We start from the raw sequence: 21232 nt of genomic DNA, 5'->3' as shown, positions 1-21232 counted from the left end.
GGTACCGGGAGGGGTCTCACATGGATGTGCCCTTGTATCTGAGGCCGAGGGTGGATCCGCCGCTCGCCTCACTGCTGACGGACCGGCCCTTCCTGCACTCGCTCGTCGACGCGCTGGGGTCGCCGCTCAACGTGCTGCTCCCCGAGGCCGTGGCCGAGAACGCCGCCCGCTTCCGTGCCGTCTACCGCCGCCACCATCTCACCGGGCGGGCGTACTTCGCGCACAAGGCGAACCGGTCCAGCGCCCTGCTGCGGAGACTGGCGGCGGAGGACCCGGCCACCGTCGGCGTCGACGTCGCCTCCACGGAGGAGCTGAGGCACGCACTGGGTTGTGGGTTCACCGGCGACCGCATCATGGCCACCGGACCCAAGGACGCCGCGTTCCTCTGGCTGGCCGCGCGCGTCGGAGCCACGGTCAACCTGGACTCGCCCGGGGAACTGGAACGTCTCTCCGGCCTGGTGCGCGCGCACGGGCTCGGCCGAGTCGCCGTGCTGGTACGCCTGTCGGGGTTCGAGCACGCCACCGGCCACGGGGGAGCGGGCACCCGGCTGCTCTCCCGGCGCAGCCGCTTCGGCACCCCGGTGCGGGACTCGGAGGCGCTGCTGTCGGCGCTCGAACGCAACGCGGACGCGGTGGAGTTCGTTGGCGCCGCCTACCACATGGACACCACCGGTGTGGAGGAGAAGGCGCGGGCGCTGGAGCAGTGCGTGCTGTTCATGGACGAATGCCGGGCGCGGGGACTCGCGCCGCGCGCCCTCGACATCGGGGGCGGATTCGGTGTCGGCTACGTCGCCGAGGCGGAGGAATGGGAGCGGTGGACCACCGCGCTGACCGAGGCGGTGCTCGGCGTCCGTCCGCCGTTGACCTGGCGCGGTCACGGATACGGGCTGCGCAACGAGGGCGGCACGGTGCGCGGTGCCGCCGCGCTGTACCCCGCTTACCGCCCCACCGCCGGACCCGGCTACCTCGACGAGCTTCTCTCCCTGCCTGCGCCGGTGCTGGGCCGCCCGCCCGCCACCCTCCTGCTGGAGCACCTCCACGACCTGTACATCGAACCCGGTCGCTCCCTGGTCGACCAGTGCGGGCTGTCGCTCGCCCGGGTGCTGGACGTACGGCCCGCGGACATGGACGCCGGGCAGTACCTGGTGCGTCTCGCCATGAACGCGGGTGACATGAGCCTGGAGGAACACGGGGTCCTGGTGGACCCCGTCCTGCTGCCGCGTGGCGAAGCGGCGTCGGGCGACGGGGAGCCGGTCGGCGTCTACCTCACCGGCAATCTGTGCCTGGAAGGTGATCTCCTCACCCGCCGCCTGGTCTTCCTGCCCCGGCTGCCGCGGGCGGGGGATCTGCTGGCCTTCGCCAACACCGCCGGATACGCCATGGACTTCCACGCCCATCACGCGCAGCGCCAGCCCGTCGCGCGGACGGTGGCGGTGGAGCGGCGGGACGATTCCTGGCGCTGGTGCCCGGACGAGGACTACTGGCCGATCACACCCTTGGGGGGAGCAATCGGATGAGGTACGACAGCATCACCGAGGCCATAGGCAACACGCCTCTGGTGCGCATCGATCCCGCCGTACACGGTCTGCGCAACATCGACCTCTACGCCAAGCTGGAGATGCTCAATCCGTTCGGGTCCGTCAAGGACCGGCCCGCCTGGCACATGGCCCGGCCCCATCTGGAGGCCGCGGCCGACGGCGACGGAACGGTCGTGGAGCTCTCCAGCGGCAACACGGCCAAGGCCCTGGCCCTGCTGGCCGGTATGCACGGAGCGAGGTTCAAGAGCGTCACCAACCGGATGCGGGTACCCGAGATCAAGGAGCTCCTCCTGCTCCTCGGCGCCGAGATCGAGGAACTTCCCGGGCGCAGCGAGTGCCTCGACCCGACCGACACGGACGACCCGCTGACGCACTTCCACCGGGCCCTCTCCGATCCGGGGAGCACCTACCTGCACACCGACCAGTACTTCAACCCGCGCAACGTCGAGGCGCACGCGGAGGGTACCGGTCCCGAGATAGTGAAGGACCTGGACGGCCGGGTGCCGGACTGGTTCGTCGCCTGCGTGGGCACGGCGGGTTCGTCGACCGGTGTCGCCAGGGTCCTGCGCGAGCACGACCCGCGTGTGAGGGTCCTCGGCCTGGTGGCCCACAAGTCGGACTTCATACCCGGCATCCGCACCATCGACGAGGTCCACCAGGTCGGCCTGTTCGACCCGGCGACGTACGACACCATCGAGTCGGTGACCTCGGACGAGGCCATCGACGGGATGATCACCCTGATCCGCCGCTGCGGAATGCTGAGCGGACCGACCGGCGGCGCCGCCTACCAGGGGGCGGTGCGGCAGCTGCGGTACGCCGACGCCGAGCTGGACGGGACGGGGCAGCGCCGGACGGCGGTGTTCATCGTGTGCGACCGGGCCGAGAGCTATCTCAGCTACGTGCGTCAGCGACGCCCCCAGCTCCTGGGCCGGACCGGCCGCGGGCACTCCGCGTCGGCCGTCACCAACGCCGAGGCCCGTGCGGAGGCCCGCGTCATCGACGTGGACGACGCCCGGCGCTGGTCCGCCGAGGGTGATCCCCGGCCCCTCGTCGTCGACCTGCGCAGCCCGCACGCCTACGCCGCCCTGCACATCGAGGGCTCGGTCAACATCGTCGACGAGGTGTTCGAGGACCTGCTCCGCGGCGGGCTCCCCTTCAGCAAGCGCACACCCGTGCTGCTGGCCTGTCCCGTCGGCGAGAAGTCACTGCGCTACGCTGCCGTGCTGTCCCGGATGGGCCACCCGGACGTCCGCAGTCTGGCCGGCGGGATCGTCGCCTGGCGGGACGCGGGCGCACCGCTGGTACGCGAATGAGCCCGGCGCGCCCGCTTCCCGCCGGGGAGCCCGAAAACCCGCTCTGGCAGAAGGAGGTGAGGGAACAGTTCCCCATCGTCACCGCGCATCCGGAGCTGGCATACCTCGACAGCGCGGCCACGTCACAGAAGCCACGTGCCGTACTGGAGGCCGTCCAGACGTACCTCACGACGTCGAACGCCAACGCGGGCCGCGGCACCTACCCCTGGGCCAACCGGACCACGGAACTGGTGGAGTCGACTCGGGAGCGGGTCAAGGAGTTCCTCCACGACCCCGAACCGGGCCGCTGTGGCGTCCACTTCACCAGCGGCACCACCGAGGGTTTGCGTACCGTCGCCCGTGACTGGCTCGTGCCGTACCTCGGGGACGGGGACGAGATCCTCGTGCCGTACGCCGACCACCGGGCCAATCTCGACCCCTGGCTCGAGGCCCGCCGGCTGCTGGCCGAGCGTGGTGTCGAGGTCCGCGTACGGGCGCTGCCGTACCAGGCGGTCTCCGGCGACTACGACCACCGGGCCCTGGCCGAGGCCATCGGCCCGCGGACCCGCTTCGTGGCCGCCACCCACGTCCACCACGTCTACGGCGGCGACATGAACGTGCACCGCATCCGCGAGGCGGTAGGCCCGGACGTACCGATCTGCCTGGACGCGGCGCAGAGCGTCGGTCACCTGCCCGTGCACCTCGACGATCCGTCGCTGGACGTGGACTTCGTGGTCTTCTCCGGGCACAAGGCGATGGCCCTGCCCGGATCAGGCGCGGTCTGGGCGCGCAACGCGCGGGGGCCCGTGTTCCGTCCGGGCGGCTGGCAGGGCACGCCCAACACGGTGGGCATCGTGTCGCTGCGGGCCGCACTCGACTGGCTCGACGCGGCCGGAGTCGAGCGGATCGCGCGCTGGACGACCACGCTCACCACCCGGCTGACGGACCGGCTCGGACAACTCGGCCCGTACGAGGTCCTCGGCTGCCCGGCGAGCCTGGCCGCCCACTCCCCACTGCCCGCGGCCCAGCGCCGCCACGGCATCGTCACCTTCCGCCACCGTGACATCCCGTCCGACGACCTCGGGTTCATCCTCTTCAGCCACGGTTTCATGGTGCGCGCCGACAGCCTCTGCCAGGCCGGCACCGACGAGCGGGACGGATCCGTACGGGTGAGCCTGCATGCCTACAACACGGCAGAGGAGATCGACCGCCTGCTGACTGTCCTCGCGTCGTTGACGTGAACGGCAACTGATAACCGTTTCCACCTGTAGATTCGTCCGTGCCCACGGATGGACGAGAGACGGATGAGGTGGCGCGAGCGATGGGCGTGAGCATGGGGACGGCCAGGGCCTGGGTGGAGCGCTGGGAAGGGCAGCAGGAACGGTACGCGGTGGACCGCGAGGAGCGGTTCACCGTGATCGCGGACGTCGTCGAGCACACCATCGCCGGCCGTGCCCACCCTCTCCTGCTCGACCTGGGATGCGGTCCCGGCTCCCTGGCCGCCAGGCTCGCCGCCCGCTTCCCGCGCGCGGAGATCATCGCCGCCGACATGGACCCCCTGCTGCTGGAGCTGGGGCGCACCCACCATGCCGACGCCGCCCGCTACGTCGACACCGTCATCGGCGAGGAGGGCTGGACCCGGGCCCTCGGACTGCGACGTCCCCTGGACGCCGCCCTCTCGACGACCGCGCTGCACTACCTGCCCGAGCAGACGCTGCTGCGCACGTACCGCTCCCTCGCGTCCCTGCTCCGCCCCGGCGGCGTCCTCGTCAACGGAGACCACTTCCCGCCGGGCGCGGCACAGTGCGCGGACCTCACCGCCCATGTGGGCCGTCGCAGGTCCGAGCGTACGGGCGGCCGCGCACAGGAGGACTGGCGGTCCTGGTGGGACGCCGCGGCCCGGGACCCCGAACTGGCGGACCTGTTCGACGAACGCGGACGGCGCCAGGCCGTCCGCGCCGGGAGCGGGGGCGACGAGCGGGTGACGGTGCACCGCCACGCCGAGTTGCTGCGCAGGGCGGGCTTCGCCCATGTCGCGCCGGTCTGGCAGTTCGGCGACAGCACCGTCCTGGTGGCGATCATGGGCGACACGCGCGGACTCCCCGCTCCCCTCAGGACCTGAGGACGGCAGCCGGGAAAGCCGCTTGGGACCGTTGCGGGGAACGGGTAGGCCAAGGCATTTCACAGAGCCAGACTCATCAGGATCTCGTCCCGGCCGTCACCGGGCGCCACCCGCAGCGCGCCCGGCCACCTGCCGACCTCCGTCCAGCCCGCCTTGCGGTAGAACTCTTCCAGCCCCGAACCGGACCGTACGCCGAGCTGCAGCCGTTCCAGCCCCACCTCGGCACGCCCCACGCGCTGGGCGTGCCGCATCAGTGCGATTCCGACACCCATGCCACGGAAGTGCACATGTGTCTGGACGTGGTTCACCACGCCGCAGTGCGCCACGAGAGGATGCGGCTCGCGGCGAAGCAGCAGCCAGCCCGCGAGCGCGCCGTCCATGGTCGCCAGGAGGAGCCTGCTGTGCTCAGGGGACAGTCCACGGGTGATTCTCCCGACCGCCGGGCGGAGCGCCGCCTCGGTCACCGGCGGGAGCGGGCAGTCCATGGGGACGACGGCCCCTCCGGCGTTGACGACTGCCGTCCAGCACGCGGTGAGGACCCGTCGGACGGCTGCGGTGGCGTCATGGGGCCGGCTGAGTTGTGCGATCACGGGAGTAGGTGACACCTCAGGCGCTGTCATAACCGGTAGCTTGCCAGGCGTGCGATTCCGAGTGCGCCGTCCGCTGCCCCTGTCAGCGTTCCTCGTACGGGTCTGACGGCTCCGCGACCCGTTCGACGGGCGTGGCGTCCAGCACCGGGGGGCCAGGCCGAGGGGGAACCCAGTTCGCCCTCGGGACGCCACGTGCCTGTCGCGGTCACCCATGTGCCGGTCTCCGCGGCGCCCGCGACGGGTACGGCGAGGGCTTGGCTGCGCGGCAACAGCCGGGTGAAGACGCGCTCGGGCACGAAGGCACCGATGGCCGCTGAGACCAGCGCGCCGAGCAGGAGGAACGGGAGGCCCTGAACGACGATGGCGGTGAACACCGTCCACCGGGCAGCGACGGGCGGAGCGTAGAGGTCGAGCGCGAGCGCGGGGCCGAGGAGACCGGCGACCGTGACGACGGTGACGAGTGTGGATCCGCCGAGGACGACATGCACGACCGTCCACGCGACGAGGCGTACGGCATCGGTGAGCCCGTCTCACACCAACGCGTGATTCCTGGTGCTCACACCACTCGGCCTCACCGCACGATCACCCGGACGCACCGCCCACAGGGAGTTGCGGGCGGCTACCACGCGGCGCCCGCCCGGAGCAGCTTGGCGAGACACGGGCGTGGTGCCGGAGCGGCCTGCGCACGGTGGGGGTTGGGCGAGCGCGATGGACGGGGACCCACGCCGCAGGCCGGACGTGAAACGCCGCTCAGGCGTCCTGCACGGCCGGGTTCCGCGCGGTCGGGCCGACGCGGCAGCGGTCGCAGACGCCGGTCAGTTCAATGGTGTGTCCCACCTCGGTGAACCCCATGCTCTCGGCCAGGTTGTCCGCCCAGCGTTCCACGGGGTCCGCGTCGACCGCCGTGCTGGAGTCGCAGTCGCGGCAGACGAGGTAGTGACGGTGCCCGTCGGCGGGCCGCGGGCGATAGAGACGTCCCCCAGTCCTGTCCCGCACGACGTCGACCTGCCCTGAGCGGTTCAGGGCGTGCAGGGTCCGGTAGACCGTGGTCAGGCCGACGGTAATGCCCTTGGCTTCGAGGGCCTCGTGCAGTTCCTGCTTAGAGGTGAAGCCGGCGCGCTCGTACAAGGCGCTCAGCACGGCCGTCCGCTGCCGTGTCGGGCGCCAGGGGGCTGGTGACCGCGTTGCCGGTGCGTCGCGCAGGACGCCCCACCTCCCAACGTGCGGGTCGGTCTCAACGACGGAACGGGCCTCGCATGGACCGGACGTCTCTGGTGGCGCAGCGAGGTGTTGCACATGGCAATCATCCCTAATATGGAGTCAAAGAGATAGCGGTCCTGGGGGGTTGGTCCTGCTCGTCCGCTTCATCGACAGCGTGTCGTCCGCCGCCCGGGCGGCGCGGGCATGGGCATCGCCCGCAACACCCTGGAACGGCTCGGCGCCGTTCTCGACGAACCGCCGCTCCCGCAGCCCGCCGAGCCGAAGACACCTTGCGACGCGAGCGTGGAGTTCACCGGGGTCGGCTTCCGCTACGACGTCGGAACGGCCGACGGAGCTTCGGCACGTCCGGTCCTGCACGACGTGACCTTCCGCCTGGCCGAGCGCGGCATGACCGCCCTGGTGGGGCCCCGGCGCCGGCGAGACCACGGTCGCCGGCCTGATCGCCCGCTTCCGGGACACCACGGAGGGCACCGTCCGCATCGGCGGCGTGGGGGTCCGTGAGATCGTCGCCGACGAACCCAACCGCCCATGTCTCCCTCGTCTTCCGGGACGTCTACCTCTTCGACGGCACAATCGAGGAGAACGTCAGGATCGCGGCCCCGGACGCCGCCCCGGGCGGACTGTCCACAGCCGCGGATCTGCCCGGGCTCGATCGGGCGATCGCGGAGCTGCCCGACGGCTGGGACACCAAGGTGAGGGAGGGAGGCGCGCGGCTGTCCGGCGGGCAGCGCCGGCTCGTGTCCATCGCCCGCGCACCGTTAAAGGACGCTCCGATCCTCGTCCTCGACGAGGCCACCGCCGCACTCGGCCAGGAGAACGAGGTGCTGTTTGCCGAGGCCGTGCGCACCCTGGCCGACCACAAGACGCTGCTGGTCATCGCGCACCGGCTGAGCACCGTCGTGCGCGCGGACCAGATCCTGGTCCCGGAGGACGGCGAGATCACCGCGCGAGGCACGCACGACGACCTGGTCACGGTGGCCGGCACGTACGCGTCCTTCTGGCGGCGGTGGGCCCGGGCCCACCGCTGGCGGCTGGAGGCGGCACGGTCATGACCCCGCACCTGGCACCAGCGGCCCACCGGACACAACCGCGGCGTCGAAGGGAAGGCACGACAGGATGAGCACCGGCCTGATGAACACCTGGGACTCATGGGCGGACTCCTGCCGCCACTCGCGTGCTCAAGCCCCCTGAAGCCCTGCCACGACCCCGCGGTCACCGCCGCCCGCCTCGCCCAAGCCGCTCTCGCCGCCCCGTACATGGTCTACGAGGCAGCAGGCGGTTACCTGGCACTTCGCTGCGGGCTCCGCCGTGAGCCTCACCGTGTACGCGACCGGCATCACCGCGCGGGCGGCGGGGCACACCTGGACCTCTTCCACCGACGGCAGGCCAAAGCCGGTGTTCGCCGACGCACTGCGCGCCCGGTCCGTGGTCCGCGCGGTGGACGGGACGTGGCTCCGCAAGGTCGCCGACCTGCCGGCGGAGCCGACGACCCCGCAACTTCCACCGGACGGGACCGCTCCGGACGTGACCGAGCGGATCATCGCGGCCGGCACCGCCGCCTATGGAAGCGCGGGAACTGTCGAGGACATCCGTGCCGGGATTCTGGAGAAGGCCGTCGTCTCCCGGAGGTCCCGCTGCCCGCCGGACCACCCATGGACTTCCCCGCGACCTATCTCGCGGGCCGCCGGGCCAACACCCTTGTTCGCTCCTGCTTGCTGTATCTCGGCGGCTATCGGGCAGCCGGGTTCAGCCCGGAGACCGTCCTGGAGGTCGGGGAGAACGGCAGCGTCAGCACCCAGGCGCTCGCCGGCACCCGCGCCCGCGGTACGAACCCGGCGGAGAACGAGCGCCTACTCGGCCGTGGTGTGCCGGCCCGATTCCGTGGCGGTCGAGGAGTCCACGGCGGTCCGGCCGCGCGGTTCGGTACAGCACCCCGCCTCGCGGGTGACAGGCCGGCTGCGGCCCGACGAGGGACCGTGGGACGTCTTCGCCTCCCTCTTCCCGCGATCACCGCCACCGGTGTCTCCAAGCGCTCCGCCCTCCGGACCCTGGCCCGCCACGAAGAGGGACCCCGTGGCCTGTACGGCGACGCGGTCTTCCGGGGGAGCACCGGCGACGCTCTCAACGCGGCCCTCGTCCTGCGCACCCTCATCGGTAGGGGCGACGAGACATACCTGCGCGCGGGCGCAGAAGTCACCGCCCAGTCCAGCCCCGAACGCGGGATCGGGGAAACCTGCGAGAAGCTCCGAAGCGTCGTCCCACATCTGAGGTTCGCCATTCAGCAGGTCCCGGATCCGACTGTGCACACCGCGAACCGCGGAACGGATCCTCCGGTAAAGCATCGAAAATCATTATCGGCAGCACGCTGTGCAATCAGCCTGTTTGCTGATGTGTGTTCTTCGTGGCAGCGTTCTCCGCGAGGGTAGAAAACAGGAAGGATACTGGAAGCTGCCGTCGCGAACATGCGGTGGTCTGATTCATGGAGATGAGTGAAGTGGCGACATCCCTGCAACATCAGCCGCATTCAGGGCACGGTCATGCGCACGGAGAGGGCTGCGGCCACGTGGCGGTCCCCCACGGTGATCACGTCGACTACGTGCACGATGGGCATCTGCACCGTGAGCACGACGGCCACGCGGATGAGTGCGAGGCGGGCGAGCACCGTGAGCACGCCCAACACGCCCACGCGCACGGTGAGGGCTGCGGGCACGTGGCGGTCCCCCACGGTGACCACATGGACTACGTGCACGACGGCCACCGTCACGCGGCTCACGAGGGCCACTGGGACGACCACTGAGCCCTTCCCGGTAAGCGGTGGTTGCTCGCTGTGATCGCGATGCTGGCACTGCGGCCCGTGGCATCCCCAAGTCCGGGCAGGCATAAGGCCCCTGGTAGGAACGATCTTGCGACAGAAAGATCCGACCGAGGGGCCTTACGTGCCGACCAGTGTCACATACACCGCCGTACTCGATGTGAAGCGGTCCACCGCCGAGCACCTGGCCCGACTGCTGCACGACCACCGGATCGCGGCCAGGACCCGCAAGGGACGGCGTGCACTGGGCTGCTTCAAGCAGGCGGTGCTCATCCTGCGCTGGTTCACCGACGGCACCCGCCTGTCCCAACTCGCCTGCGACAACGGACTGTCGACCTCCACCGCCTACCGCTACCTCCACGAAGGACTGACCGTGCTGTCCGCCGGGGCACCGGACCTCGCGACCGCGCTGGAGCGCGCGAAGGCGGCCGGGCTGACGCATCTCAACCTCGACGGCACCATCATCCGCACCGACCGCGTCGCCGCCCCCGGCCCCAACGGCGCGGACCTGTGGTGGTCCGGGAAGCACCAGCACCACGGAGGAAACGTGCAGGTCATCGCCACCCCGGACGGCTGGCCGATCTGGGTCTCACCGGTCCGGCCCGGCCGCGAGCACGACACCACCTGCGCCCGCCGCCACGGCCTGATCGACGGCCTGGGCCGCATCGCCGCCGAGCTGGACATGCCGACCCTGGTCGACCTCGGCTACGAGAACGCCGGCGACGGCTTCCGCCACCCGCACAAGAAGCCCGCGGGCGGCAAGCTGACCGAGACCCAGCAGACCTACAACAAGGTCATCCGCGGCATCCACGGCGTCTGCGAGCGCGCCAACTCCCTGCTCAAGACCACCTTCAAGGCCCTGCGCAGGGTCAGCCTCGACCCCAGCCGGATCACGCAGATCGCCGCCGCAGCCCTCGTCCTGCTCCAGCTCGAGTACGACCGCACCATCTGAACGATCACGCAACGTCATGATCCGTTACTGGCAAAGATTCACTGACTGTTTCAAGGACACCCCTCCCAGGAATGCAGAATGCACCCCTGCTCCTAGGGGTGCATTCTGTGCGCTTTCGAATTCCCTGCAGAAAGGCTTGCGCAGGGGGGAGCGGTCGCTTCTCACCGGCTCGAGTACGGAAGGAGCGCCATCTCACGGGCGTTCTTGATCGCCGTGGTGATCTGTCGTTGCTGCTGGGCCGTGACGCGGGTGACGCGGCGGCTGCGGATCTTGCCGCGGTCGGAGATGAACTTCCGCAGCAGGTCGGTGTTCTTGTAGTCGATGTAGGTGATGCCGGCCGCGTCCAGCGGGTTGGGACGGGACTTCAGCGGCTTGCGGGGACCTTGGCGGGGGGCCATGGTGCTCCTTCTGTGTTGGGGTGGATGGGGCCTGTTCTACGCAACGGGGTCGAGCAGAGAGTCGAAGGCGGATGGCAGTTGTTTCCACGCTTCGGGGCCTGCGGTGTACTCGGCGTCGGTGAGTAGGCAGGACTCCAGCACCCGCGCGAGTCCGTCACGGTCCAGGCCGGGTGAGGTGAAGACGAGGTGCTGGCAGCGGTCCCCGTGTTCGGGGTGCCAGTCCAGTGCGGCGGCCGCTCGGCGTACGGGCGGGACCATTTCCCAGGCGGCATCCGGCAGGGAGGCGAGCCATGGGCCGGCGCTCTCTACGCACAGGGCTCCGCCTGCGGCGTCCCAGGCGAGCAGGGTGTCGGGGCGGTCGGCGAGCCAGAACCGTCCGCGGCTGCGGGCGGCGGCGCAGCAGAGGTCTTCGAGCGCCTGGTAGAGGCGTTCGGGGTGGAACGGGCGGTGGCGACGCCAGACGAAGGTGGTGACGCCTGCTTCGTCGGCTTCCTGGGGGAGTAGGGCGCAGGCGGGGTGCTGGGCTGCTGCGGCGGCTTCGGCGTCGAAGCCGGCGAAGGCCAGTCGGGCGAGCTCCGGAGAGTCGGCGCTCACCTGCCTGGCGGTGGGGTGGAGTTGGGTGAGGAGCGCCCGGTCCTCGTCGTCGGCGTCCTCGCTGTCCGCGACGGCGAGGACGGGGGCGTACTCCAGTTGCCTGGCCCAGGTGTCGTCGACCGTGCGATGGTCGGCGGCTGCGGCCGCGAGGCCCGTCTCGGCGAGGTCGTCGCCGTTGCCGAGGCAGGGGAGTACGAGAGCCGGGTCCACCGCCGTGATTACGTTGGTGAGCCGCACCGCGTCGGCACCGTGCCGGACGATGACCTCGGCCATCCCTTTGGGTTCTACGGAGTCCCACAGTTCGACGACGGCGAGCCGGCTGAGGCCGGCGTCCGCCAGCCGTTCCAGCTCGGGGACCAGGTCCTCGCGCAGCGCACAGCACGCGCAGTCGTTGACCAACGGGGCCTCGCCTCGTGTCAGTTCACCCGAAGCATCGCGCACCTGGCGCAGGACGGTGCCGTCGGCCGCTGTGGACAGGTCGTGGTGAAGGGCGACGCTGTCGGGTACCAGGCGCAACAGGCCCTCCACGACCTTCCTGCGCGCCTCGCGATGGAGCCCGGCGACGATGACCACGGGCAGCCCGGTCTCGTCCCCCATCAGTTGGCTCCGCTCCGACCGTACCGGCGTTCGAAGCGCTCGACTCGCCCGGCGGTGTCCAGGACCCGGGCGGTCCCCGTATAGAAGGGGTGGCTGACGTTCGAGATCTCGACGTCGACCACCGGGTAGGTGTTGCCGTCCTCCCACTCGATCGTCTTGTCACTGGTCATGGTGGAGCGGGTGAGGAACGCGTAGTTCGCGGCACGGTCGCGGAAGACGACGGGGCCGTAAGCGGGGTGGATTCCGTGCTTCATGGGGCGTCCTTGGGATCGGGGGCCGGTGGTGGAGTGGCGGGAGGTCAGCGTTCCTCGCGGAAGTCGACGTGGCGCCGGGCGATCGGGTCGTGCTTGCGCAGCACCATGCGGTCGGGGTCGTTGCGGCGGTTCTTGCGGGTGACGTACGTGTAGCCGGTTCCCGCGGTGGAGCGGAGCTTGATGATCGGACGTACCTCGTTGCGTGCCATGAGCGCTACCATATGGGAATGGTTTCCATTATCGAAAACTAGTCGTCCCCGATGAGAGGCAGGTACGACCTTGTCCGCCCACTGCCAACTGACCGGTGCTCAGCCGGGCTTCGGCAACACCATCTCCCACTCGCATCGGCGCACTTCGCGCCGTTTCGACCCCAACATCCAGCGCAAGCGCTACTGGCTGCCCAGCGAGGGGCGGCATGTCCGGCTGACGCTCAGCGCGAAGGCGGTCAAGACTGTCGACAGCATCGGCATCGAGGCCGCCGTGGCCCGCATCCGCGCCCGAGGGGGAAAGGTCTGATGGCCAAGAAGAGCAAGATCGCCCAGAACGAGAAGCGCAAGGCGACCGTCGAGCGGTACGCGGCCCGCCGTGCCGAGCTGAAGGGAGTCATTCGCCGGCCGTCCTCCACCGACGCCGAACGCCGGGCCGCAGTGGAAGAACTGCGGCGCCAGCCCCGCAACGCGAGCGCCACCCGGGTGCGCAACCGGGACAGCGTGGACGGGCGACCGCGCGGTCACCTGCGGAAGTTCGGCCTGTCACGGGTCCGCCTGCGTGAGCAGGCCCACGCCGGCTTCCTGCCCGGGGTCACCAAGTCCTCCTGGTAGCCGCGCCGCTCGCACAGCGGGCGGAGCCGCCGGCTGTGACTCGGCGGAGTCATGGCCGGACCTCCCGCGGAGCGTGCCAGTGGATGTCAGGGCAGGCGCAGGAGGTTGAGCCGGTAGCCCTCGGCCTGGGGGAGCCGCTGCGCGGCCATGGCGGACACCATCTGCTGGTAGGGGAGTGGCGACTGGGCTACCAGGTCCTCGGGCAGGCTGGTGAGGGTGTGTGACGCCGGGTACTCGTGCCCCGACCACCAGTCGGCCAGTTGGGCGGGGCGGGGCAGTGCCAGTGCAAGCGGGTCATGACCTTGCTGAGGACGTCGTGCTGTTCCTGAGTGTCGAAGAAACCGAGGCCGGCGGTGCCCGGGGCCAGCAGGGCGCCCGGGAAGTGGTCGGCGAGGAGGTCGATGACCTCGCGCACGCCGGGTTCGTGCAGGCAGGACAGTACGGCCTCCGCGACGAACAGGTATGGCCCGGTGGCGTGCGAGGCCACCTCCGCGGCCCACGCCTCGTCCATCGCCGAGGCCGTCGGGCGCTGTCCGTGAAGAAGTTCCCGCGTGGGCCGATCCCATCGGGCAGGTCGAGGTCGAACCACCGGGCGCGGCCGTTGTCGACACGTTCGTGGCGCGTGTTGGGTCCGGTGCCGATCGCGACCGCGGTGGCGTCGGGGTGCGCGGACAGGGAGTCCGCCACCCACCAGTCGAAGAGGAGGGTGCGCAGCAGCGCGCCGGTGAGGCTCGGGAGATCGCCGAAGCGTCCGAAGTCGTAGTCGATCGAGGCGACGATCTCTTCGGCCTGTGCGTCCCTCAGAAGTGCGTGTTCCTCGCGGTTCTCACGGCGCGGGCATACAGCGGTATGAGGCGGGTCTCCTGCACCGTCGCCAGGCGCGGCTTCTTCCTGTTGTCCATGAGTGGCCTCTCCGGCACAGGTGTGTACCGGGCCGGACGGTGCCGTGGCTGCGACCACCGCCCGCCGGAGTTTCAGTGCCCCGTCACGGTGGTGAGGGGGTCGTGCTCGTGCGCGCAGCTCTCGTCGAAGGCGTAGGTGTCCCAGGCGGGGAAGGGGTCGGAAGCGGGCAGGGCTTCGCCTTGCTGCATGAGGCAGCCGGTCAGGGCCGCCCGCAGGGCCTCGGCGTTCAGCTGGGTGCCGATGAACACGAGTTCCTGGACGAAGGGGCTGTCGGTGTCACGCGCGAAGGAGGGCTCGAAGCGTGCCACCGAGCCGGCCTGGGACCACAGTCCCGTCACACGGGGCCGGCTGGCCAGCGTGAAGAAGCCCTTGGACCTGAGCACCTGTCCGTAGCTGCCGCTGTCCAGCGATTCGGTCACGAACGACCACAGCCGCCCTGGGTGGAAGAGTGTTCCGGAGCGGAAGACCGTCGACGAGATGCCGTACTCCTCCGTCTCGGGAACATGGTCGCCGTTGAGCTCCCTGACCCAGCCCGCAGCCTGCTGCGCCCGCTCCAGGTCGAAGCGGTCGGTGCCCAGGACCTCGCCGACCGGTACGCGGCCCCGCACGGCCGGCACCACGCGGGCGGCGGGGTTAAGCCGTGCCAAGGTGGCGCGCAGCCGGTCGGCGGACACGGCGTCGACGAGATCCAGCTTGTTGAGGACGATGACGTCGGCGAACTCGATCTGGTCCATCAGCAGGTCGCTGACCGTGCGTTCGTCGTCCTCGTACTGGTCCAGGCCCCGTGCGGCCAGTTCGTCGCCTCCGGCCAGCTCGGGCAGGAAGTTGGCGGCGTCCACCACCGTGACCATCGTGTCCAGCCGGGCCAGTTCGTCGAGGGTGGCGCCGTCGTCGCGGGCGAAGGCGAAGGTGGCGGCCACCGGCATGGGCTCCGAGATGCCGGAGGACTCGATGAGGAGGTAGTCGAATTGTCCCTCGCGCGCCAACCGGTCCACCTCTTCGAGCAGATCGTCGCGCAGGGTGCAGCAGATGCATCCGTTGGTCATCTCGACTAGGCGTTCCTCGGTGCGCGACAGGGCTGCCTCGCCTCCGCGCACCAGGGCGGCGTCGATATTGACCTCGCTCATGTCGTTGACGATGACGGCGACACGCAGGCCCTCGCGGTTACCGAGAACGTGGTTGAGCAGGGTGGTCTTGCCGGCGCCGAGGAACCCCGACAGGACGGTGACGGGCAGGCGCCGCGAGGGGACGTGGCTCATGCGGTGTCAGCCCTCGGGGCGGAGCAGGCCACGCTCGTACGCCTTGGCCAGCCGCTGAGGGACGCGGTACGGCACGCCGCCCACCGTGACCGTCACCAGCTGCGGCGTCGTGGCCTTCCACTGCGCGCGACGGTGTCGGGTGTTGCTGCGCGACATCTTGCGTTTGGGTACGGCCATGAGGAGACCTCCGGGTGCGATCGGTGAGCGAGGCAGACGATACATGAAAATGAATGTCATTACGATCCGCGTTGCTGTGGCGATCCGGCTCGGCGCCCTCCTGAGGTGGCCCCACGGCGCTGTCCCGGTTTGACGGGGAGTGACGGACGGATCGGGAAAGTGGGTCGCCAACTGCCCGCGGAGGGCGGCCCGGGGTGGTGTCGTGGCTGTGACCTGTCGCTACCGTGCGCTCTGCGGCCTCGCCTGGTCGATAGCGCTGTCGTGATCCGCCCGGGCTCACTGGGGTCCTCGGTGTAACGAAGGGGCGTAAAAGGTACGGAGGTGGCGCGTCGCGTGAGTCAGGGGTGTGCCGGTTGGTCCTGATCCTGCATCTCGCTGCCACTGCCCGGTTCTCCACTTGCGCCGGAGAGTGCGGCGTATGACGTCGCATCAGGTGAGTCGGCATCCAATCGGCATCGGACAGGGGCAGGCTTCCGCCAAGGCATCCGGTCGACGGCTTGACGGTAGTCTCCTTGCGCAGATTGCGCAGGTGGGGAGGCTACTCGCCACGGTGCGCGACGTTGTGCGGAGTCTTCGAGTTGCAGGCATGTCGATGTACAGTGAACGAAGCGCCTGACCTGCGGAAAGTTGGCAGGGAGCCGTCTTCTGGGAGTCCAAAGTGCTGCACCGGCCCCACCATCCGCACCACCGTGGTGGCCCTCTCGGGCCCCAGCGCGGTCAGGTGCCTGACATGGTTCTCATGCTCCTGCTTCGCACGGCGCAGACTCGACGGTGAAGGCGTCCAGCGCGGCCTTCGCATCGATCTCTATATGCTGCTGGGCACACAGCAGCATCAGATTGTCCGCCTCATCCCGCAACGCCTTCTCCAACAGATCCCCGCCGCGCGGCGAGCACGGATCAGTGCTCTGCCCGACGATGTGCGCGACCTCCCCCAAAGGAAGCGTCCGTCCCGACATCGCCCCCTCCAGCAGGTACGCGTTGCACAGCATGCACCTGCCTCCACTGCGCACCCACACGGCGAGAACCGCCTTGGATGAAAGACGGCTCCGTTTCCCGCCGCTCCCGCTCATCAGCACTGCCTCCATCCCTTCGCGACAGACCAGACGCTAGACGACACCTCCCCTGACACCAGGGGGGATACGACAAAGCGCGGCGCACCCTGGAAGTACGGCTCCGCACGAGGACGTGTCCGTGGCGGACCGATACGCGCCCGTAGTGGGCGTCGTCGAAAGCCTCGGCAGAGCTGCCGGCATATCCAGCCCCCGCTGCACCTGCGAGTCATGCGGCCGGTTGGACGCCAGCCGCGCCTCAACTTCACCGGGGCCCGGGGTGTCGGTCCTCATCGCGTCGGCGGCGCTCACTGACGCCGACCACCTCGTATCCCTGCCCTCACGCTCCCGATGCGCCGTCAGGTAGGTCGGCGTTTCGTCAGCATCGGTCCCTGGCGCGTTCCGCGAAGAGTGTTCGGGTAGGGGCGTGTTCGGCGAGCCGCAACAGCCTGGTTCGTACGGAAGCCCAGGCAGGGAGCCGGCTCACCGAAGTGAAGCGATGTTCCTCACAATCTTCGACTCGGGCGAGTGCCAGTTGTAGAGTGACACCGCCCTTGACCTGCACAAAGCAGGCAGGGAGCCGTCTTCCAGGAGTCCAAAGTGCTGCGTACTCTGTTCAAGTCCAAGATCCACCGCGCCACCGTCACCCAGGCCGACCTGCACTATGTGGGGTCCGTGACGATCGACGCCGATCTGCTCGACGCCGCCGATCTGCTGCCCGGTGAGCTCGTGCACATCGTCGACGTCACCAACGGGGCCCGGCTGGAGACGTACGTCATCGAGGGGGAGCGGGGCTCGGGTGTCGTCGGGATCAACGGGGCCGCGGCGCATCTCGTCCACCCCGGTGACCTGGTGATCATCATCAGTTACGCTCAGGTGACCGACGCCGAGGCGCGGGCGCTGGAACCCCGGGTGGTGCACGTGGATGCCGACAACCGCATCGTCGCCCTGGGTGCCGACCCGTCCGAGCCGGTGCCGGGGTCGGACCAGCAGCGCAGCCCGCAGGCCGTCACGGCCTGACCGGCGCGGACGGTGGCAGGCAGAGGCAGGAGCGTGATGTGTCCATGAGCGACATCGAGATCCGCGACGACCGGGCGGCGGGCCGCCTGGAGGCGGTGGCGGGCGACGGCGAGGTCGTCGGCCGGATCGAGTACTTCGTGCTCGAAGCTCCCGAGCACGCGATCGTTCCGGTCCACACCGTCGTGGAACCCGCCCACGAGGGCAAGGGCATCGCCGGCTCTCTGGCCCGCGAGCTGTACGCCACGGCCGCCCGTGAGGGCGTCGCGGTCGCCCCGCTCTGCCCGTACGTCGTCAAGTGGGCCGAACGGCACCCCGACCAGGCCCCGGCGGCCTCCCCGGAGCTCCTCCGGGCGGCGAAGGCGTGGCTGGCGGCGCACCCCGGACGCTTCTGACCTCGCCGGACGACCCCCGTGCCGGGGGTCGTCCGGCCGACGGCGCCCGGTCCCGCTTCGAGGCGGGCGACACGGCGGTGTCCGGTATGGGGAGGGCGCCGGTCGGCCCCGCGCCGTCCTGCGGGGGAGTGACTGGGGGCGCGGCCGTCGGGTAGGCGGGGGAGTAGTCCAGAGCCGACGTCGACCGACTGGCCGGAGGACACCCGCCATGACGCAACCGCACCCGGACCCCGTCCCACCGAGCCCCACCCCGGACCCCGGCACCCCCGGGCCCGCTCCGGACCCCGTCCCCCCGGGGCCCGCCCCGGGGCCGGACCCCGAGCCGGTCCCACCCCCCGAGCCGCCCCCCGGCCCGGGACCGACACCCCCGCCCCCCGCCCCGGGACCGCCTGCCCCGGGACCGCCCGCTCCGGGGCCGACCCCGCCCGTCCCCGGGCCGCCGCCACCCCCGCCGGGGCCGCCCGGACCGTCGCCCTCGCCCATTCCGCCCGGCCCCGGGCCCGTCCCCGCCCCGGAGCCGGGCCCGCCGCTCACCTGACGGCCGGTACGGCGAGCGGGCGCCCGCCGACCAAGTCGGCGGGCGCCCGCTCGCCGTCCTCCGCTTACGCCGAGACCTCCGAGCGGTCGCCGCCCCACAGCGTGTGGAACGAGCCGTCGCGGTCCGTACGCCGGTAGGTGTGCGCGCCGAAGTAGTCGCGCTGCCCCTGGGTGAGCGCGGCCGGCAGGCGCTCCGCGCGCAGGGCGTCGTAGTAGGCGAGGGCCGCGGCGAAGCCGGGGGTCGGCACTCCCTGGCGGGTCGCGGCGATCAGCACCTCGCGCCAGTCGTCCTGCGCGTCGGCGATCTCCCGGGCGAACGTCTCGTCGGAGAGCAGGCTCGGCAGGTCGGCGCGGGCGTCGTAGGCGGCCCGGATGCGGTCCAGGAAGGCCGCCCGGATGATGCAGCCGCCGCGCCAGAGCGCGGAGACCGCGCCGAGGTCGATGTCCCAGTCGTACTCCTCGCTGCCCGCGGCGATCTCGTGGAAGCCCTGCGTGTACGACACGATCTTCGACGCGTACAGCGCCTGCTCCACCCGGTCCGCGAACGCCGCCGCCTCCGACTCGCCGAGCGGTGCGGCCTTCGGGCCGGCGAGGCCCCGCGAGGCCTCCCGCAGCGCCGCGTGACCGGACAGCGAGCGCGCGAACACCGCCTCCGCGATGCCCGACACCGGCACACCCAGGTCGAGCGCGATCTGCACGGTCCAGCGCCCCGTGCCCTTCTGCTCCGCCTGGTCGACCACCACGTCGACGAACGGCCTGCCCGTGGCGGCGTCCACGTGGGAGAGCACCTCGGCGGTGATCTCGATCAGGTAGGAGTCCAGCCGGCCGGTGTTCCAGGTGCGGAAGATGTCCGCGATCTGCGCGGGCGTGTACCCGGCGACATCGCGCAGCAACTGGTACGCCTCACCGATCAGCTGCATGTCGGCGTACTCGATGCCGTTGTGCACCATCTTCACGAAGTGCCCGGCACCGTCCGGGCCCATGTGCGACACGCAGGGCGTGCCGTCGGCCGCCTTGGCGGAGATCTTCTCCAGCATCGGGCCGAGCGAGTCGTACGACTCCTTCGGGCCGCCCGGCATGATGCTCGGTCCGTGCAGCGCGCCCTCCTCACCGCCGGAGACGCCCATGCCGACGAAGTGGATGCCCTGCTCGCGCAGCGCCTTCTCCCGGCGGCGGGTGTCGGCGAAGTGGGCGTTGCCACCGTCGATGATCATGTCACCGGGCTCCAGCAGCGGGGCGAACTCCTCGATCACGGCGTCCGTCGGCTCACCGGCCTTCACCATGACGACCAGCCGCCGCGGACGCTCCAGCGCCGCCACGAACTCCTTCGCCGTCTCGGCCGCTACGAAACCGCCCTCGTGCCCGAACTCCTCCACCAGCGCACGCGTGCGCGCCGACGTCCGGTTGTGCACCGCGACCGTGTAGCCGTTGCGGGCGAAGTTGCGTGCGAGGTTACGGCCCATGACCGCGAGTCCCGTGACGCCGATCTGCGCTGAACTGCTCATTGGTGGCTCCTAGTGACCTTGGTATCGGTACTGCCGGGGGGTCGGTGGTGCTGCCGGGCTTTCCTGTGCCGCCAGTCGGCGCCCGCAGGCCCCGCCGTCGACCATTGTGACCGTCGCGACCATCCTGACGTGCCGCTACCCCGCCCGCACGCGCGGGTCCCACGACACCCCGCAGCCACATACGGGCGGGACCCCCCTCCGTACTCATCCGGACCCGTACGGACCCGTCCGGCGCACACACGTGTTCGGCGCACGCCCGCGCCTTTGTGCGAGCGGGCCGCACGACGGTGGCAACCGGGGCGCAACGGGCGAAAAGTACCAGCCACTTGGCGCATCCGCACGGCCGATAGCCGTCTTGTCACCGTCAGTTCGCAGCGCTTACTTTTGCCCCTCCTGACGCGTTGTCGAGAGGGACTCCATGGCCGTGCGCGGCCGGCACCGCCGGTATCAGCCGAACCGAATCAACCGTGCCTCACTCACCGTCACCGCGGGCGGGGCGGGGGTGGCGCTGCCCCTGCTGGGCACCGGCGTGGCCCAGGCGGCCGACGCGGACACCTGGGACAGGGTCGCCGCCTGCGAGTCCAGCGACGACTGGGACATCAACACCGGCAACGGCTACTACGGCGGGCTCCAGTTCACCCAGTCCACCTGGGAGGCCTTCGGCGGCACCCGGTACGCGCCGCGCGCGGATCTGGCCACCAGGGACCAGCAGATCGCCGTCGCCGAGAAGGTGCTCGACGGGCAGGGGCCCGGCGCCTGGCCGGTCTGCTCGCAGCGGGCCGGACTGACCCGGGGCGGCGAGACCCCCGACATCCGGCCGGCCGCCGACCGGACCGAGGTGAAGGGAACCGGACGCTCCACCGTCGAGGAGGTCAAGCCGCAGCACACGCCCCAGTCCCGGGCGGGCCGCGCCGAGATGTACACCGTGGTCCACGGCGACACCCTGTCCGGCATCGCGTCGGAGGAGCGGGTCCGGGGCGGCTGGCGCGGGCTGTACGAGGCGAACGGCGCGACCATCGGCACCGACCCCGACCTGATCCTGCCCGGCCAGCGCCTCACCCTGCCCGACGGGAAGGCATCCAAGCAGTCCGGGCAGCGCGGGCCGGTCAAGTCCTCCAAGCCCTCCAGCTCGTCCAAGTCGTCCGAGCAGAAGGACGCGAAGAGCAAGGCCACGAAGAGCAAGACCGCCGAGAAGAGGA

The 21232-nt window shown here is 70.6% G+C and carries 22 protein-coding genes and 4 pseudogenes; 14 read left to right on the top strand and 12 right to left on the bottom strand.

All coding sequences use genetic code 11. The annotated features are described in order from the left end of the window. Positions 1 to 20 precede the first annotated feature (20 nt). The 4 genes from ACTWJ9_RS01220 to ACTWJ9_RS01205 all read left to right on the top strand — a co-directional run bounded on the left by ACTWJ9_RS01220 (position 21) and on the right by ACTWJ9_RS01205 (position 4952). Positions 21 to 1517: a Y4yA family PLP-dependent enzyme gene (locus ACTWJ9_RS01220; RefSeq protein WP_279332152.1), complete on the top strand. Its 1497-nt coding sequence runs from the start codon at positions 21 to 23 to the stop codon at positions 1515 to 1517. Further along, positions 1514 to 2851: a pyridoxal-phosphate dependent enzyme gene (locus ACTWJ9_RS01215; RefSeq protein WP_279332150.1), complete on the top strand. Its 1338-nt coding sequence runs from the start codon at positions 1514 to 1516 to the stop codon at positions 2849 to 2851. Before ACTWJ9_RS01220 ends, ACTWJ9_RS01215 begins: the two co-directional genes overlap by 4 nt. Continuing rightward, complete coding sequence (locus ACTWJ9_RS01210; protein ID WP_279332149.1) at positions 2848 to 4071, top strand: aminotransferase class V-fold PLP-dependent enzyme; 1224 nt, start codon at positions 2848 to 2850, stop codon at positions 4069 to 4071. The genes ACTWJ9_RS01215 and ACTWJ9_RS01210 overlap by 4 nt, the downstream gene beginning before the upstream one ends. Before the next feature lie 80 nt (positions 4072 to 4151). Continuing rightward, positions 4152 to 4952, top strand: a complete 801-nt coding sequence (locus ACTWJ9_RS01205) for a class I SAM-dependent methyltransferase (protein WP_279332148.1) — start codon at positions 4152 to 4154, stop codon at positions 4950 to 4952. A 59-nt stretch (positions 4953 to 5011) separates the two neighbouring features. On the opposite strand, the gene ACTWJ9_RS01200 is transcribed toward ACTWJ9_RS01205, so the two are convergent. The 3 genes and pseudogenes from ACTWJ9_RS01200 to ACTWJ9_RS01190 all read right to left on the bottom strand — a co-directional run bounded on the left by ACTWJ9_RS01200 (position 5012) and on the right by ACTWJ9_RS01190 (position 6745). Beyond that, positions 5012 to 5572 (bottom strand): GNAT family N-acetyltransferase, encoded by a 561-nt coding sequence (locus ACTWJ9_RS01200; protein ID WP_279332147.1) that lies wholly within the window; start codon positions 5570 to 5572, stop codon positions 5012 to 5014. A 194-nt stretch (positions 5573 to 5766) separates the two neighbouring features. After that, positions 5767 to 6030, bottom strand: a pseudogene (locus ACTWJ9_RS01195) (permease); the annotation flags it as partial. A gap of 262 nt (positions 6031 to 6292) precedes the next feature. Next, positions 6293 to 6745 carry a Fur family transcriptional regulator gene (locus ACTWJ9_RS01190; protein WP_443295935.1) on the bottom strand — a complete coding sequence of 151 codons (453 nt, stop codon included), beginning with the start codon at positions 6743 to 6745 and terminating at the stop codon, positions 6293 to 6295. Positions 6746 to 7260: 515 nt separating this feature from the next. Here ACTWJ9_RS01190 and ACTWJ9_RS01185 point away from each other — a divergent pair. The 5 genes and pseudogenes from ACTWJ9_RS01185 to ACTWJ9_RS01165 all read left to right on the top strand — a co-directional run bounded on the left by ACTWJ9_RS01185 (position 7261) and on the right by ACTWJ9_RS01165 (position 10527). Further along, positions 7261 to 7815 carry an ATP-binding cassette domain-containing protein gene (locus ACTWJ9_RS01185; RefSeq protein ID WP_387037644.1) on the top strand — a complete coding sequence of 185 codons (555 nt, stop codon included), beginning with the start codon at positions 7261 to 7263 and terminating at the stop codon, positions 7813 to 7815. A gap of 96 nt (positions 7816 to 7911) precedes the next feature. Continuing rightward, positions 7912 to 8556, top strand: a pseudogene (locus tag ACTWJ9_RS01180) (hypothetical protein); the annotation flags it as partial. A 67-nt stretch (positions 8557 to 8623) separates the two neighbouring features. Then, a pseudogene (locus tag ACTWJ9_RS01175) lies at positions 8624 to 9189 on the top strand (chorismate-binding protein). 59 nt (positions 9190 to 9248) lie between these two features. Beyond that, positions 9249 to 9560, top strand: a complete 312-nt coding sequence (locus tag ACTWJ9_RS01170) for a hypothetical protein (RefSeq protein ID WP_279332145.1) — start codon at positions 9249 to 9251, stop codon at positions 9558 to 9560. A 139-nt stretch (positions 9561 to 9699) separates the two neighbouring features. Then, positions 9700 to 10527 carry an HARBI1 family protein gene (locus tag ACTWJ9_RS01165; protein WP_279334668.1) on the top strand — a complete coding sequence of 276 codons (828 nt, stop codon included), beginning with the start codon at positions 9700 to 9702 and terminating at the stop codon, positions 10525 to 10527. A gap of 161 nt (positions 10528 to 10688) precedes the next feature. Here the strand turns inward: ACTWJ9_RS01165 and rpsR are convergent, their stop codons facing one another. From rpsR to rpmG, 4 genes are read right to left on the bottom strand one after another with little or no spacing between them, the layout of a single operon-like run. Next, a complete protein-coding gene (rpsR, locus tag ACTWJ9_RS01160; protein WP_279332144.1) occupies positions 10689 to 10925 on the bottom strand; it encodes a 30S ribosomal protein S18 in 237 nt (78 codons plus the stop codon). A 36-nt stretch (positions 10926 to 10961) separates the two neighbouring features. After that, on the bottom strand, positions 10962 to 12116 hold the full coding sequence (locus tag ACTWJ9_RS01155) for a CobW family GTP-binding protein (RefSeq protein ID WP_443295050.1): 1155 nt from the start codon (positions 12114 to 12116) through the stop codon (positions 10962 to 10964). Further along, positions 12116 to 12370, bottom strand: coding sequence for a type B 50S ribosomal protein L31 (locus ACTWJ9_RS01150; RefSeq protein ID WP_279332142.1), 255 nt, complete (start codon positions 12368 to 12370; stop codon positions 12116 to 12118). The genes ACTWJ9_RS01155 and ACTWJ9_RS01150 overlap by 1 nt, the downstream gene beginning before the upstream one ends. A gap of 44 nt (positions 12371 to 12414) precedes the next feature. Continuing rightward, positions 12415 to 12579, bottom strand: coding sequence for a 50S ribosomal protein L33 (gene rpmG / locus ACTWJ9_RS01145; protein WP_279332140.1), 165 nt, complete (start codon positions 12577 to 12579; stop codon positions 12415 to 12417). Positions 12580 to 12649: 70 nt separating this feature from the next. Here rpmG and rpmB point away from each other — a divergent pair, with 70 nt between their 5' ends. Both rpmB and rpsN read left to right on the top strand, forming a co-directional pair. After that, positions 12650 to 12886 carry a 50S ribosomal protein L28 gene (rpmB, locus tag ACTWJ9_RS01140; protein WP_279332138.1) on the top strand — a complete coding sequence of 79 codons (237 nt, stop codon included), beginning with the start codon at positions 12650 to 12652 and terminating at the stop codon, positions 12884 to 12886. Then, a complete protein-coding gene (rpsN, locus tag ACTWJ9_RS01135; protein ID WP_279332135.1) occupies positions 12886 to 13191 on the top strand; it encodes a 30S ribosomal protein S14 in 306 nt (101 codons plus the stop codon). The genes rpmB and rpsN overlap by 1 nt, the downstream gene beginning before the upstream one ends. A gap of 187 nt (positions 13192 to 13378) precedes the next feature. Here the strand turns inward: rpsN and ACTWJ9_RS01130 are convergent, their stop codons facing one another. The 4 genes from ACTWJ9_RS01130 to ACTWJ9_RS01115 all read right to left on the bottom strand — a co-directional run bounded on the left by ACTWJ9_RS01130 (position 13379) and on the right by ACTWJ9_RS01115 (position 16519). Continuing rightward, entirely contained in the window at positions 13379 to 13702 is a 324-nt protein-coding gene (locus tag ACTWJ9_RS01130) for a hypothetical protein (protein WP_279332133.1), read from the bottom strand. A 463-nt stretch (positions 13703 to 14165) separates the two neighbouring features. After that, positions 14166 to 15353, bottom strand: coding sequence for a GTP-binding protein (locus tag ACTWJ9_RS01125; RefSeq protein WP_387037649.1), 1188 nt, complete (start codon positions 15351 to 15353; stop codon positions 14166 to 14168). A gap of 6 nt (positions 15354 to 15359) precedes the next feature. Then, a complete protein-coding gene (rpmF, locus tag ACTWJ9_RS01120; RefSeq protein ID WP_279332128.1) occupies positions 15360 to 15530 on the bottom strand; it encodes a 50S ribosomal protein L32 in 171 nt (56 codons plus the stop codon). A 737-nt stretch (positions 15531 to 16267) separates the two neighbouring features. Further along, positions 16268 to 16519, bottom strand: a complete 252-nt coding sequence (locus ACTWJ9_RS01115) for a hypothetical protein (protein ID WP_279332126.1) — start codon at positions 16517 to 16519, stop codon at positions 16268 to 16270. Positions 16520 to 17179: 660 nt separating this feature from the next. On the opposite strand from ACTWJ9_RS01115, the gene panD reads away from it, so the two are divergent. Both panD and ACTWJ9_RS01105 read left to right on the top strand, forming a co-directional pair. After that, positions 17180 to 17599 (top strand): aspartate 1-decarboxylase, encoded by a 420-nt coding sequence (gene panD, locus ACTWJ9_RS01110; RefSeq protein ID WP_279332123.1) that lies wholly within the window; start codon positions 17180 to 17182, stop codon positions 17597 to 17599. Positions 17600 to 17643: 44 nt separating this feature from the next. Beyond that, positions 17644 to 17991, top strand: a complete 348-nt coding sequence (locus tag ACTWJ9_RS01105; protein WP_279332121.1) for a GNAT family N-acetyltransferase — start codon at positions 17644 to 17646, stop codon at positions 17989 to 17991. A gap of 602 nt (positions 17992 to 18593) precedes the next feature. On the opposite strand, the gene gndA is transcribed toward ACTWJ9_RS01105, so the two are convergent. Then, positions 18594 to 20033: an NADP-dependent phosphogluconate dehydrogenase gene (gene gndA, locus ACTWJ9_RS01100; protein ID WP_388707234.1), complete on the bottom strand. Its 1440-nt coding sequence runs from the start codon at positions 20031 to 20033 to the stop codon at positions 18594 to 18596. A gap of 418 nt (positions 20034 to 20451) precedes the next feature. Here gndA and ACTWJ9_RS01095 point away from each other — a divergent pair. After that, positions 20452 to 21100 (top strand): annotated as a pseudogene (locus ACTWJ9_RS01095) (transglycosylase family protein); the annotation flags it as partial. Between the last annotated feature and the right edge of the window lie 132 nt (positions 21101 to 21232).

Source organism: Streptomyces sp. GDS52, assembly GCF_052246875.1.
Classification (GTDB): Bacteria; Actinomycetota; Actinomycetes; order Streptomycetales; family Streptomycetaceae; genus Streptomyces; species Streptomyces cathayae.
The sequence above is the reverse complement of the archived record's forward strand: the minus strand, read 5'-3'. Positions and strand labels throughout refer to the sequence as shown.

Excerpts from the sequence above, each read along its gene's own strand:
- ACTWJ9_RS01220 (WP_279332152.1), top strand. The coding sequence starts at position 21 with ATGGATGTGCCCTTGTATCTGAGGCCGAGGGTGGATCCGCCGCTCGCC.
- ACTWJ9_RS01215 (WP_279332150.1), top strand. The coding sequence starts at position 1,514 with ATGAGGTACGACAGCATCACCGAGGCCATAGGCAACACGCCTCTGGTG.
- ACTWJ9_RS01210 (WP_279332149.1), top strand. The coding sequence starts at position 2,848 with ATGAGCCCGGCGCGCCCGCTTCCCGCCGGGGAGCCCGAAAACCCGCTC.
- ACTWJ9_RS01205 (WP_279332148.1), top strand. The coding sequence starts at position 4,152 with ATGGGCGTGAGCATGGGGACGGCCAGGGCCTGGGTGGAGCGCTGGGAA.
- ACTWJ9_RS01200 (WP_279332147.1), bottom strand. The coding sequence starts at position 5,572 with ATGACAGCGCCTGAGGTGTCACCTACTCCCGTGATCGCACAACTCAGC.
- ACTWJ9_RS01170 (WP_279332145.1), top strand. The coding sequence starts at position 9,249 with ATGAGTGAAGTGGCGACATCCCTGCAACATCAGCCGCATTCAGGGCAC.
- rpsR (WP_279332144.1), bottom strand. The coding sequence starts at position 10,925 with ATGGCCCCCCGCCAAGGTCCCCGCAAGCCGCTGAAGTCCCGTCCCAAC.
- ACTWJ9_RS01155 (WP_443295050.1), bottom strand. The coding sequence starts at position 12,116 with ATGGGGGACGAGACCGGGCTGCCCGTGGTCATCGTCGCCGGGCTCCAT.
- ACTWJ9_RS01150 (WP_279332142.1), bottom strand. The coding sequence starts at position 12,370 with ATGAAGCACGGAATCCACCCCGCTTACGGCCCCGTCGTCTTCCGCGAC.
- rpmG (WP_279332140.1), bottom strand. The coding sequence starts at position 12,579 with ATGGCACGCAACGAGGTACGTCCGATCATCAAGCTCCGCTCCACCGCG.
- rpsN (WP_279332135.1), top strand. The coding sequence starts at position 12,886 with ATGGCCAAGAAGAGCAAGATCGCCCAGAACGAGAAGCGCAAGGCGACC.
- ACTWJ9_RS01130 (WP_279332133.1), bottom strand. The coding sequence starts at position 13,702 with ATGGACGAGGCGTGGGCCGCGGAGGTGGCCTCGCACGCCACCGGGCCA.
- ACTWJ9_RS01125 (WP_387037649.1), bottom strand. The coding sequence starts at position 15,353 with ATGAGCCACGTCCCCTCGCGGCGCCTGCCCGTCACCGTCCTGTCGGGG.
- rpmF (WP_279332128.1), bottom strand. The coding sequence starts at position 15,530 with ATGGCCGTACCCAAACGCAAGATGTCGCGCAGCAACACCCGACACCGT.
- ACTWJ9_RS01115 (WP_279332126.1), bottom strand. The coding sequence starts at position 16,519 with ATGCTGTGCAACGCGTACCTGCTGGAGGGGGCGATGTCGGGACGGACG.
- ACTWJ9_RS01105 (WP_279332121.1), top strand. The coding sequence starts at position 17,644 with ATGAGCGACATCGAGATCCGCGACGACCGGGCGGCGGGCCGCCTGGAG.
- gndA (WP_388707234.1), bottom strand. The coding sequence starts at position 20,033 with ATGAGCAGTTCAGCGCAGATCGGCGTCACGGGACTCGCGGTCATGGGC.